An 11,827-nucleotide genomic window follows, 5' to 3' on the forward strand; every position below is an offset into this window, starting at 1 on the left:
TCTCAAATATGATAAAACAATTAACTAAAAGAAAACCATTTTCCTCAGAAAAAACCTATTTCTTTCCAGCTACTACTAAAACAAACTCACCTCTAGGGGCAGTTTCTTCAAAATGCTGAATCAGTTCTTTTAAGGTTCCTCTTACAGTTTCTTCATGTAGTTTTGTTATTTCTCTAGAAACAGAAGCTTGTCTTTTTTCTTCAAAATAGGTAGAAAAATCGTTTAGGGTTTTTAGTAGTTTGTGAGGCGACTCATAAAAAACCATCGTTCTTGTTTCTTCAGCTAAAAATTTTAATCGTGTTTGGCGCCCTTTTTTTACAGGAAGAAAACCCTCAAAAACAAACTTATCGTTTGGGAGTCCACTATTAACAATTGCGGGCACAAAAGCAGTAGCACCTGGTAAACAATCCACTTCTATTCCTTTTTCTATACAAGATCGGGTTAATAAAAAGCCTGGGTCGGAAATTGCAGGAGTTCCTGCATCACTAATTAATGCTACCGATGTTCCACTTAGAATTTTCTGGCATATGCCTTCCACCATTTTATGCTCATTGTGCATATGGTGACTTTGCATATGCGTTTGCACATTTAGGTGTTTTAAAAGTTTTCCACTAGTACGGGTATCTTCTGCAAGAATAAGATCCACTTCTTTTAATACGCTAATAGCTCTTAAGGTTATATCTTCGAGATTCCCAATAGGCGTAGGTACAATGTATAATTTAGACATACTATAGTTTGTAGCAAAGGTAAAAAAAGGAAATTAGCCTAAATACTTTTACCCCCTAATAATCCATGGGCGAACTTGCTTCCCTAAAAAATAAGATATAATCAATAAAACCAAAGCAATAACTGCACCACCACCTTCACCATCATTTGCGGCATAATGTACTAAAAATGCTAAAATAAAATTATAAAATAAGCCTGCATACGCCCATTCTTTTAGCACTCCCTTTACGGGCACTAACAGCGCTATAATCCCGAGAACTTTACCAATAATCAACACATAAATAAGGTACGATGGGTAATTGTACGATTGAAGCATCTCCTGTACCATTTCAAATTTTGTGAGGTAATTAAAAACGGCAAATGCAAGAAATAAGGACAGAAGTCCTGTTACTATCCAATATAAAATTAGCTTTATTTTCATAATTAATTAAGCTTAATAATTTAAAGTTTTCAAGAAAATTTTTTCTCGATAATCTCTAAAAAACGATTTTCATAAGTTTCTTTTCCCTCCCAATTTTCATAATCGGGTTTTATCATTTCAGTTATAAAACCATGGGCTTCTTCAAAAGAATCCATCGTATTAATTTGAGAAATCACTCTAATGTAATCTTCATTACTGCCGTTAAATAAATGTTTTATAAATGCCAATTTATCATTCAAACCAATGGCAAAACCTCCTTTTAATTGTTCATTTAAAGAGCGGGCTCTTTTTTCTGCAACTGCAGTATTTCCGTTACTCACCTTTGGTGTTACCAAATCCATATCGCGTTTTACAAATGTAGGGTTTGGTGTTATTCCAGATAAGATGTCATCTAGTGTTTCTTCTTCTGGCATTTCTTGTACAATATCTCTAATAGTGTTTATAACAGGCGTCATAATTTCATCCTCATGTTCATTTGGGTTTGATTCTGGCACATCAGAATTTCCCTTTAAAACAGAATTTGCAAGGATTTCAAACTTATCGGCTACTTCACTTCTTCCAGTAGTTGACTGTAATTCTCCAAAATGATCTTCAACATACTTTAACAATGTCAACTTCTCATATAATTTTTGAGCCTCACTTTGCAAAGCATCAAGATTTTCTCTTCCTTTTAATTTTAAAATCCTGTGCGCTATACTAACTAATTCTTCTTCTAATTTCTTCTTCATACTATTGTTCTCTAAAGTTTAAAACTTTTCAATAAACACCAACTTGCTTGGTTTTAAGTTTATTACTACCAAATACGCATAAAAGATAGCTATTTTTTTACTATTTCTCTATTAATTTTCTTTTAAAACTAAAACTGATGTTCCTTATAACAGTGAGCTTGCTTAAACAGGTTTCTTAAAAAAAAGTTCACTTTTGTTGATATTATTTCTCCAATACTAAATCCAGCTTTAAATATTTGCTTAAGTTTGTTTAGTTTTTCTAGAAAAGAAATCTCTTTTCTTTTCAGTACAGAAAATTACAAAATGTTTCTCGAAAATACAGTAAATCATAAAGAGCAATTTGGCTGGATAGAAGTCATCTGCGGATCCATGTTTTCCGGTAAAACCGAAGAGCTTATCCGTAGGCTAAAACGTGCCCAATTTGCAAGGCAAAGAGTAGAAATTTTTAAACCAGCGGTAGATGTTCGTTATGATGATGAAATGGTGGTTTCTCATGATGCTAATGAAATCCGTTCTACGCCCGTTCCTGCCGCAGCTAATATCCGTTTATTAGCAGATGGTTGCGATGTTGTTGGTATTGATGAAGCTCAATTTTTTGATGATGAAATTGTATCGGTATGTAACGATCTTGCCAATAAAGGCATAAGAGTAGTGGTAGCTGGATTGGACATGGATTTTAAAGGAAATCCATTTGGCCCCATGCCTGCTTTAATGGCTACTGCCGAGTATGTTACCAAAGTACACGCCATTTGTACCCGAACAGGAAATCTTGCTAATTACAGTTTTAGAAAATCTACTAATGATAAATTAGTATTACTTGGAGAAACAGAAGAGTATGAACCTTTAAGTAGAGCTGCTTTTTTTAAAGCTATGCTGAGAGAAAAAGTACAAAAAATAGAAGTAAAAGATCCTGTTGAATTACTTTCAAAAGAAAGTGGAAAAAATATTGATGATGACGAAAATTCAGGAAACAACCCTAGAAATTAATCTCCCAGCATTACAAAATAATTTATCTTTTTTAAAGTCTAAAATAAAACCGTCTACCAAGTTTATGGCGGTTGTAAAAGCATATGCCTACGGAAGTGACGCCGAACAATTAGCCCTTTTTCTAGAAAAACTTCAAGTGGATTATTTTGCGGTGGCTTATACCGATGAAGGAATTGCATTAAGAAAAGCTGGCGTTACCAAGCCTATTTTAGTTTTGCACCCGCTCCCTATACATTTTCCAGAGCTTATTGCTTATAAATTAGAACCTAGCCTTTATAACAAGTACGTTTTTGATGCCTTTTTAATAGCTTCGGAAAAGGAAAAAGAATATCCTGTGCATCTAAAATTTAACACTGGACTCAATAGGCTTGGTTTTTCTGCGGAAGACATTTCTACCTTAGAAAACCATTTGATTAACAATGAAAATATAAAGGTTGCCTCCGTATTTTCGCATTTAGGAGCTTCGGAAGATTTGACAGAAAAAGCATTTACACTTCAGCAAATTACTTCGTTTAAAGAAATAACAAATCGTTTACTTTCGCTATTAAATTATAAACCCTTACTCCATATTCTAAATACTTCTGGCATATTAAATTATGCCGACATAGCTCAATTTGACATGGTAAGAAGTGGTATTGGTCTTTATGGTTTTGGAAATGATGCTCGTTTTAAAGAAGACTTTAAACCTGTAGTTGCTTTAAAAAGTGTGATTTCTCAAATTCATAGCATTACACCTAACCAAAGCATAGGCTACAATAAGGGGCATATTGCAAAGACAACTATGAAAACAGCAACGATTCCTTTAGGACACGCCGATGGAATTGGCAGACACTATGGAAAGGGAAAAGGTTTTTTAACAGTACACGGAAAAAAATGCCCTATTATTGGTAATGTATGTATGGATATGCTTATGATAGACGTTACTAATGTAGCGTGTAAAGAAGGAGACGAAGTTGTTGTTTTTGGAGAAAACCCAACGGCTAGTGAATTTGCTGCTACCGCTGGAACAATTTCTTACGAAATCCTAACTGCCATTTCCCAAAGGATAAGACGTAAAATTGTTTATTAGGTATTTGTAAAGAATTACATTCTCTATAAATAATATTTAGCACTCAATTTTTTCATTATTTATCGACTAAAAACTTTATCATTTTTTTTATATCTTTATTTAATGACTAAATTAACTACCTCGGGGCAAACTCACAAGGTATTCAAAGGAAACAAATTTAATTCATTTCGACGCAGAGCGTCGGGGAATTAGACCCTCTATGAGGGATTAACACAAAAACATATATGGGATTTTTTAAAGATTTTAAAGCTTTCTTACTAAAAGGCGATATCGTAAACTTGGCTACCGCCGTAATTGTAGGTGGTGCCTTCGGAAAAATTGTTACTTCTTTTACAAAAGATATTTTAATGCCTCCCATAGGAATGCTTCTTGGGGGTGTAAAATTTACTGAACTTAAAATTGTTTTAAAAGATGCTATTTTAAACGGGGAAGAAGTCGTAACAGAAGCCGTAACCATTAATTATGGTATGTTTATCCAAACAATAATGGATTTTGTAATTATAGGTTTCTGTATTTTTATGGTATTAAAAGCATACGAAAAAACTAAAAAGAAAGAAGAAGAAACGCCTGCAGCACCTGCTGGACCTACTACCGAAGAATTGTTAGCAGAAATTAGAGACGAGCTTAAAAAGCAAAACACTAAATAATATAGCTCATTAATTGAGACAAAACCGCTACACATGTAGTCTAACTTAAACCACCTTATAAACAGGTGGTTTTTTTAGTACTGTTATATTATAAAGGACTACTGTAGGCTATAAAAAATTACTACTTCCATCTCCTTTGGTATGGATATGTTTCGTAAATACTATTGTCTTCATTTATCGAAAATCCATTTTCTGCGTCTAAATTTGCTTCTGCATAAAGCGCGCTCGCTTCCTCTATTTTCTCTAATTTAAACAAGCAAGTGGCTTTAAAAAACTTGACATCTGCAAACTCCTTGTATTGCAATAAAGACTTATCAAACTGTACAATTGCTTCTTCCCACTTATCTTGTTCATATAAAGAAATTCCGTAATAAAATAAATCTAAGTAATGTCCTTCTCCCCATTGCTCTTTTTGGTTAAAAATATCGTCTTTAAAAATTTTTTCTGCCTTTTGAAATTCATTTAATTGTAATAAAGATAGTGCTATATAGAAATTGTAAGTATGATCCATTACATAATTGTTTCCTTCTAACTCTTTAGCTTTTTCAAAGTCTACAATAGCATCACGATACGTTTTAGCAAAAATGCATTTTATAAATGCCCGATAGCCTAAATATCGTTTTGGATTGTATTTTACTGCCTTATCAATATATTCCATCCCTACCTCATATTTTCTTGCTTTAAAATAAGGCATTGCTTTTTGTTGCCATAAATATGCAATCGTGCTATCTACCGCCAAACCCTTATCCAAACAATCTTGCCATTTTTTCATATCAAGATTGTAGTTATAAGCATGTGCACATTCTGCAGCATACATCTTGATAATGGAATCCTGAGTTTTTTTATCAACTACAACAGCATTCTCCCCGCTATTACTAATAGTACAGCTACAAAGTTGGAAAATAATTATATAGAAAAATATTTTATTCATTTAGTTTATTTTTAATCATATAAGGAAATACCTCATCAAAACGTTCTATATAAGGCTCATCCATTTGATAACTGATATATTTATCTACCAAATCAACTACCTCGAGGTAAGCCTACGAGGGATTCAAAGGAAAATAATTTAATCCATTTAGACGTAGAGCCCTACGGTAAACTCAGCACAGGCTCTGGGGAATAAAAACCTCTATGAGGAATTCAATAAATATAGTACATTTTCTCTTTGCCTACTCAATTTCTTCTTTTTTTTGAAATACAATTTCTAAAAAGTTATTTTTATAACAATCTGTTATATTTTTTTGAATTTTCTTTTTTTAGGTTGTACAACTGTGAATATTAATTACTTTTGCCTTACATAATTGAAGAAGAAACAAGTTTACCAGCAATAAACTTTACATTAATACGATAAAGATGAAACATCCATGTCTAAATGTAGACATCCTGTAGAATGATTATTTTAGATGTTCCATGTTACCGTTAAAAACAATAAAAATAAACACATGAAAATAGCCGTTGTAGGAGCAACCGGAATGGTTGGAGAAGTAATGCTTAAAGTTTTAGAGGAACGTAATTTCCCTATTACAGAATTATTATTAGTTGCATCAGAGCGATCTGTAGGAAAAGAACTTTCTTTTAAAGATAAAACATATAAAGTAATAGGTCTAGAAGATGCTGTGGCTGCAAAACCAGACATCGCCATTTTCTCTGCCGGTGGTGGAACTTCATTAGAATGGGCACCAAAATTTGCAGAAGCTGGGGTTACCGTTATCGATAATTCTTCGGCTTGGCGTATGGATCCTACAAAGAAATTAGTAGTTCCAGAAATTAATGCAAATGAGCTTACAAAAGAAGACAAAATAATTGCGAACCCTAACTGCTCTACTATTCAGTTAGTAATGGCATTAGCACCACTACACAAACAATACCGAATGAAGCGTGTGGTAGTTTCTACCTACCAATCTATTTCTGGTACGGGTGTAAAAGCTGTTAAACAGTTGGAAAACGAGTTGGCTGGTGTAGAAGGAGAAATGGCTTACCCTTATCCAATTAACAGAAATGCCTTACCTCATTGTGATGTTTTTGAAGAAAATGGATACACAAAAGAGGAAATGAAATTAGCCCGCGAGCCACAAAAAATATTAAGCGATAAAACATTTGCTGTATCTGCAACAGCAGTTAGAATTCCTACTTCTGGGGGACACTCTGAAGCTGTAAATGTTCAATTTGAAAAAGATTTTACTTTAGCAGATATCCGAAGAGTTTTAAACGATACTCCTGGGGTTGTAGTACAGGATAATCCAGATACAAATACATATCCAATGCCAATTTATGCGCATGATAAAGACGATGTGTTTGTAGGAAGAATCCGAAGAGATGAGTCGCAACCTAACACCCTTAATATGTGGATTGTAGCCGATAACCTTCGTAAAGGTGCTGCAACAAACGCAGTACAAATTGCTGAGTATTTGGTAGAAAATAAATTGGTGTAATAAGGATACCATAAAAATATGTTAAAAAAGCCCTTGATAGTAAGCTATCAAGGGCTTTTTCTTTAAATTATCCTCGCTAATTACTAATCAATAAATAATGAAGAAACTCATCACTTGCGTAGTGATTGCTGGGGTTTTAACCTCTTGTGATACTACCGAAAACAAAAAAGATTTAACATTGAAATATCCTGCTACTAAAAAAGTAGATACCGTAAACACCTATTTCGGTACCGAAGTAAAAGACCCATACCGTTGGTTGGAAGACGACCGCTCTGAAGAAACTGCTACTTGGGTAAAAAATGAAAATGAAGTAACTTTTGGGTATCTGGAAAAAATCCCTTTTAGAAATCAGTTAAAAGGACGATTAGAAAAACTATGGAATTTCGAGAAAATTTCTGCCCCTTTTAAAGAAGGAGATTATACGTATTACTACAAAAATGATGGACTACAGAATCAATATGTAGTGTACCGCAAAAAAGGAGAAGAAGGAAACGAAGAAGTATTTTTAGATCCAAATACTTTTTCTGAAGACGGAACTACTTCTTTAGGCGGTTTAAGTTTTTCTAAAAGTGGAAATCTAGCTGCTTACTCAATCTCTGAAGGAGGAAGCGATTGGAGAAAAGTAATTATAAAAGATGCTAAAACTAAAGAAATTGTAGAAGATACTATTGTTGATGTAAAGTTTAGCGGCCTCTCTTGGAAAGGAGACGAAGGCTTCTTTTATTCGAGCTACGACAAGCCAAAAGGAAGTGAACTTTCAGCAAAAACAGATCAGCATAAATTGTACTATCATAAATTAGGAACTCCTCAAAAAGACGATCAGCTTATATTTGGAGGGACAGAAGCCGAGAAACACCGTTATGTTGGTGGAAACGTTACCGAGGACAATAATTATTTATTAATTAGTGCATCTATTTCCACCTCTGGAAACAAGCTATTTATTAAAGACCTCAATAAAAAGAACGCTCCTTTAATTCCCATCATCGAAACTACAGAAAGTGATACTTATGTAATAGAAAATGTAGGTTCTAAACTTTATTTGGTAACCAATTTAAACGCTCCAAACAAAAAAATAGTTACTGTAGATGCTTCTAATCCGAGTCCAGAAAATTGGGAAGATTTTATTCCAGAAACAGAACATGTTTTGAGTCCGAATACGGGAAGTGGTTATTTCTTTGCGGAATATATGGTGGATGCCGTTTCTCAAGTAAAGCAATATGATTACGACGGGAAATTAGTTCGAGATGTTAAATTACCAGGTATTGGAAGTGTTGGTGGTTTTGGAAGTAAAAAGGAAGACGATGTAATCTATTATTCTTTTACCAATTACAACACCCCAGGAAGTACTTATAAATACAATCCTGAAACAGGAGAGTCTGAAGTTTATTGGACTCCAGAAATAGATTTTAATAGCAACGATTTCGAGTCAAAACAAGTTTTTTATACTTCAAAAGATGGTACAAAAGTTCCTATGCTTATTACCTATAAAAAAGGAATCGAGCTTAACGGAAAAAACCCAACTATTCTTTATGGTTACGGCGGATTCAACATCAGCTTAACACCTTCATTTAGTACGGCTATGGCTGTTTGGTTAGAACAAGGTGGTGTGTATGCAGTTCCAAACTTACGCGGTGGTGGAGAATACGGTAAAAAATGGCATGATGCTGGAACAAAACTTCAGAAACAAAATGTTTTTGACGACTTTATTGCAGCGGGAGAATACCTCATCAAAGAAAATTATACTTCATCAGATTATTTAGCAATCCGCGGAGGTTCTAATGGAGGATTATTGGTTGGCGCAACCATGACACAGCGTCCAGATTTAATGAAAGTAGCTTTACCAGCTGTAGGAGTTTTAGATATGCTTCGTTACCATACATTTACTGCGGGTGCAGGTTGGGCGTACGATTATGGTACTGCCGAAGACGATAAAGAAATGTTTGAATACCTAAAAGCATATTCGCCTGTTCATAATGTAAAAGAAGGAACTGCTTATCCAGCAACGCTAATAACAACGGGAGACCATGACGACCGCGTAGTACCTGCTCATAGTTTTAAATTTGCGGCAGAATTACAAGAAAAACAAAGTGGAAACAATCCTGTGCTTATTAGAATTGAAACCAACGCTGGACACGGAGCTGGAACTCCAGTAAGCAAAACAATAGACCAATATGCAGATATTTTTGGATTTACCCTTTACAATATGGGTTATAAAGAATTACCTAACAAAGCTGCATTAAAAGAATTTAAAAAATAACCTATAGAACATGATTAAAAAAATAAACCTACTATCCGCATTCTTTATCATTACCAGTGTTGTAAATGCACAAACCGATAAAGAAGTTATTGAGAACATTGTAAATGAAGCTTCTCAAAATTCGCAATTAAAAGAATTGGCTTATGAGCTTATGGATGGCATTGGTCCGCGTTTAGTGGGAACTCCACAGATGGAACAAGCGCATGACTGGGCCGTTAAGAAATTTGATTCTTGGGGTATTGCTGCAGAAAATGAAAAATGGGGCGAATGGAAAGGCTGGGAACGAGGAATTACTCATATTGACATGGTCTATCCGCGTGTAAAAACTATTGAAGGCACACAGCTTGCTTGGAATCCTGGTACTTCTAGCAAAGGAGTTACAGCAGAATTAATAGTTCTTCCTACAGTAAAAGATTCCTTGGCTTTTGATAAATGGCTAAAATCTGTAAAAGGAAAAATTGTAATGGTTTCTATGAACCAGATTACAGGAAGACCAGACGATAATTGGGAAGAATATGCTACCCCAGAATCTTTTGAAAAAATGAAAGCAGAACGCGATTCTTTAGACAAAGCATGGCGAGATAACATGAGAAAAACGGGTTATACTTCTAGAACACTTCCAGAAGCAATAGAAAAAGCTGGCGCTGCTGGAATTGCACAATCCTATTGGTCTAAAGGTTTTGGAGTTAATAAAATTTTTAGTGCTCGTACTAAAAAAATTCCAATGGTAGATATTGCTTTAGAAGACTACGGAATGCTTTACAGAATGGTAGAACATGGAGCAAAACCTCAACTTAAAATAGTAGCAGAAGCCAAAGACCTTGGCGTAGTTCCTACTTTTAATACCATTGCAACAATTAAAGGAACCGAAAAGCCAGAAGAATATGTTATTCTTTCTGCTCATTTCGATTCGTGGGATGGAGGAACTGGAGCAACCGATAACGGTACTGGAACCATTACCATGATGGAAACTGCGAGAGTTTTAAAGAAAATGTATCCTAATCCAAAGCGTACTATTATTATCGGACTATGGGGAAGTGAGGAACAAGGATTGAATGGCTCTCGTTCTTTTGTAGAAGACCATCCGGAGATTGTAAAAAATGTGCAAGCTGTATTTAATCAGGATAATGGAACCGGTAGGGTTGTAAATCTTTCTGGACAAGGATTTTTGCATTCGTATGATTATTTAGGAAAGTGGCTTAATGCTGTTCCTAAAGACGTTTCAAAACATATCGAAACTCATTTTCCAGGCACTCCTTCTAGAGGAGGTTCTGATTATGCTTCTTTTGTAGCCGCTGGTGCACCTGCATTTTCGTTAAGCTCTTTAAGCTGGTCTTATTGGAATTATACATGGCATACCAATAGAGATACTTATGATAAAATTGTTTTTGATGATGTTCAGAACAATGTAATTCTAACTGCTATTTTAACTTATATGGCTAGTGAAGATCCTGAAAAAACATCAACAGAAAAAAGTGTTTTACCTATTGATGATGAAACTGGAAAACCTCAAGAATGGCCTAGTCAAAGAGAACCTACTAGAAGAGGCGGTTTGGATTAAAACAATAATCCCTAACATAACAATAAACCTCAAGGATTATTTAATCTTTGAGGTTTTTTATTTTCAATACCTTTAATCTCATTTCTGATATAAAAAACTATGCAAGCTTTTGTTTTATTACTGCGAGGAATCAATGTTGGCGGTCATCGAAAAGTAAAAATGACCGACCTAAAAGTTGTTCTTCAAGAACTCGATTTTCAAAATATAGCCACCTATATCCAAAGTGGAAATGTTATTTTTTCTGCGGAAGAAACTAATATTTCAAAGCTTAAACATACCGCTGAAGAAGCTATAAAAGTACATTTTGGATTTGCTGTGAGTTGCTTTATAATTCCGAAAGAAACTTTCTTAACAATTATCGAGAACAATCCGTTTATAGAAACTGAAGAAATTACCAAACTCTATATTACTTTTTTAAATGAAACTCCAAATCCAGAAAAACTAGAAACCTTAAAAACTTTTGAGACCTCAGATGAATTGTTTATTCTGAAAAATAATACTCTTTATTTCTGCTATAAAAATGGCTACGGAAAAGCAAAAATTGCTAATCCGTTTATTGAAAAGAAACTCAATTTACAAGCCACCACCAGAAATTGGAAAACTATGATGAAGCTTCTGGAGCTGTTGAATAGTTGATTTGTTAGTTTATAGTTTAAAAATATTTCCTTTTTTTCTGACTTCGGACTTCCGACTTCTTTCTTTTTCAATCCTTCAATCTTTAAATTTTTCAATATAAAGAAAAGTGCTCCGTAAGCAGTTTTTTTCTTTGTAACAGCATAACTTTTTACTTCGGACTTCCGACTTCGGACTCCTCTCTTTTTCAATCAAGAGTCAAGAATGCAAAAAATCTATATTCACCCGTTGTGCATTTAGAAAAAGTTGTGCAAACTGCTAAAATGCAGTAAATTGTAGTAACCACACTATAATTTATATGCACAACTTTCAAGCAAATTACGACAAAATCCTCAAGGTTTTAAAAGAATTGGATTGTAAAAT

The 11,827-nt window shown here is 34.2% G+C and carries 11 protein-coding genes; 7 read left to right on the top strand and 4 right to left on the bottom strand.

Annotated features, from left to right (window positions below; genetic code table 11):
- Positions 1–55: 55 nt before the first annotated feature.
- From rsmI to AC13CQ_RS06455, 3 genes are read right to left on the bottom strand one after another with little or no spacing between them, the layout of a single operon-like run.
- Positions 56–727: a 16S rRNA (cytidine(1402)-2'-O)-methyltransferase gene (gene rsmI, locus AC13CQ_RS06445; RefSeq protein ID WP_474507003.1), complete on the bottom strand. Its 672-nt coding sequence runs from the start codon at positions 725–727 to the stop codon at positions 56–58.
- A gap of 48 nt (positions 728–775) precedes the next feature.
- Positions 776–1,147 (bottom strand): DoxX family protein, encoded by a 372-nt coding sequence (locus AC13CQ_RS06450; RefSeq protein WP_335587639.1) that lies wholly within the window; start codon positions 1,145–1,147, stop codon positions 776–778.
- Positions 1,148–1,176: 29 nt separating this feature from the next.
- Positions 1,177–1,875, bottom strand: coding sequence for a hypothetical protein (locus tag AC13CQ_RS06455; protein ID WP_008611377.1), 699 nt, complete (start codon positions 1,873–1,875; stop codon positions 1,177–1,179).
- Between the two features lie 303 nt (positions 1,876–2,178).
- Between AC13CQ_RS06455 and AC13CQ_RS06460 the strand changes: the two genes are divergently transcribed.
- The 3 genes from AC13CQ_RS06460 to mscL all read left to right on the top strand — a co-directional run bounded on the left by AC13CQ_RS06460 (position 2,179) and on the right by mscL (position 4,578).
- Positions 2,179–2,862, top strand: coding sequence for a thymidine kinase (locus AC13CQ_RS06460; protein ID WP_008611378.1), 684 nt, complete (start codon positions 2,179–2,181; stop codon positions 2,860–2,862).
- Entirely contained in the window at positions 2,828–3,931 is a 1,104-nt protein-coding gene (alr, locus tag AC13CQ_RS06465; protein ID WP_040879510.1) for an alanine racemase, read from the top strand. Before AC13CQ_RS06460 ends, alr begins: the two co-directional genes overlap by 35 nt.
- Positions 3,932–4,155: 224 nt before the next feature.
- Positions 4,156–4,578 carry a large-conductance mechanosensitive channel protein MscL gene (gene mscL, locus AC13CQ_RS06470; RefSeq protein WP_474507004.1) on the top strand — a complete coding sequence of 141 codons (423 nt, stop codon included), beginning with the start codon at positions 4,156–4,158 and terminating at the stop codon, positions 4,576–4,578.
- A 121-nt stretch (positions 4,579–4,699) separates the two neighbouring features.
- Here the strand turns inward: mscL and AC13CQ_RS06475 are convergent, their stop codons facing one another.
- Positions 4,700–5,509 (bottom strand): tetratricopeptide repeat protein, encoded by an 810-nt coding sequence (locus AC13CQ_RS06475; protein WP_474507005.1) that lies wholly within the window; start codon positions 5,507–5,509, stop codon positions 4,700–4,702.
- A gap of 514 nt (positions 5,510–6,023) precedes the next feature.
- On the opposite strand from AC13CQ_RS06475, the gene AC13CQ_RS06480 reads away from it, so the two are divergent.
- From AC13CQ_RS06480 to AC13CQ_RS06495, 4 genes are all read left to right on the top strand, one after another.
- Positions 6,024–7,013 (top strand): aspartate-semialdehyde dehydrogenase, encoded by a 990-nt coding sequence (locus AC13CQ_RS06480; protein WP_008611383.1) that lies wholly within the window; start codon positions 6,024–6,026, stop codon positions 7,011–7,013.
- Positions 7,014–7,110: 97 nt separating this feature from the next.
- Positions 7,111–9,270, top strand: coding sequence for a prolyl oligopeptidase family serine peptidase (locus AC13CQ_RS06485; RefSeq protein WP_474507006.1), 2,160 nt, complete (start codon positions 7,111–7,113; stop codon positions 9,268–9,270).
- 10 nt (positions 9,271–9,280) lie between these two features.
- A complete protein-coding gene (locus AC13CQ_RS06490; RefSeq protein ID WP_456868008.1) occupies positions 9,281–10,831 on the top strand; it encodes a M20/M25/M40 family metallo-hydrolase in 1,551 nt (516 codons plus the stop codon).
- Positions 10,832–10,930: 99 nt separating this feature from the next.
- A complete protein-coding gene (locus AC13CQ_RS06495) occupies positions 10,931–11,467 on the top strand; it encodes a DUF1697 domain-containing protein (protein ID WP_474507007.1) in 537 nt (178 codons plus the stop codon).
- Positions 11,468–11,827: the final 360 nt, after the last annotated feature.

The sequence above is a fragment of the Galbibacter sp. L-19 genome (genome assembly GCF_056857615.1).

Bases quoted from the DNA above. Each gene is read 5' to 3' on its own strand.
- AC13CQ_RS06485 (WP_474507006.1), top strand. From the start codon at position 7,111: ATGAAGAAACTCATCACTTGCGTAGTGATTGCTGGGGTTTTAACCTCT.
- rsmI (WP_474507003.1), bottom strand. From the start codon at position 727: ATGTCTAAATTATACATTGTACCTACGCCTATTGGGAATCTCGAAGAT.
- AC13CQ_RS06460 (WP_008611378.1), top strand. From the start codon at position 2,179: ATGTTTCTCGAAAATACAGTAAATCATAAAGAGCAATTTGGCTGGATA.
- alr (WP_040879510.1), top strand. From the start codon at position 2,828: ATGACGAAAATTCAGGAAACAACCCTAGAAATTAATCTCCCAGCATTA.
- AC13CQ_RS06480 (WP_008611383.1), top strand. From the start codon at position 6,024: ATGAAAATAGCCGTTGTAGGAGCAACCGGAATGGTTGGAGAAGTAATG.
- AC13CQ_RS06455 (WP_008611377.1), bottom strand. From the start codon at position 1,875: ATGAAGAAGAAATTAGAAGAAGAATTAGTTAGTATAGCGCACAGGATT.
- AC13CQ_RS06475 (WP_474507005.1), bottom strand. From the start codon at position 5,509: ATGAATAAAATATTTTTCTATATAATTATTTTCCAACTTTGTAGCTGT.
- AC13CQ_RS06495 (WP_474507007.1), top strand. From the start codon at position 10,931: ATGCAAGCTTTTGTTTTATTACTGCGAGGAATCAATGTTGGCGGTCAT.
- AC13CQ_RS06490 (WP_456868008.1), top strand. From the start codon at position 9,281: ATGATTAAAAAAATAAACCTACTATCCGCATTCTTTATCATTACCAGT.
- mscL (WP_474507004.1), top strand. From the start codon at position 4,156: ATGGGATTTTTTAAAGATTTTAAAGCTTTCTTACTAAAAGGCGATATC.
- AC13CQ_RS06450 (WP_335587639.1), bottom strand. From the start codon at position 1,147: ATGAAAATAAAGCTAATTTTATATTGGATAGTAACAGGACTTCTGTCC.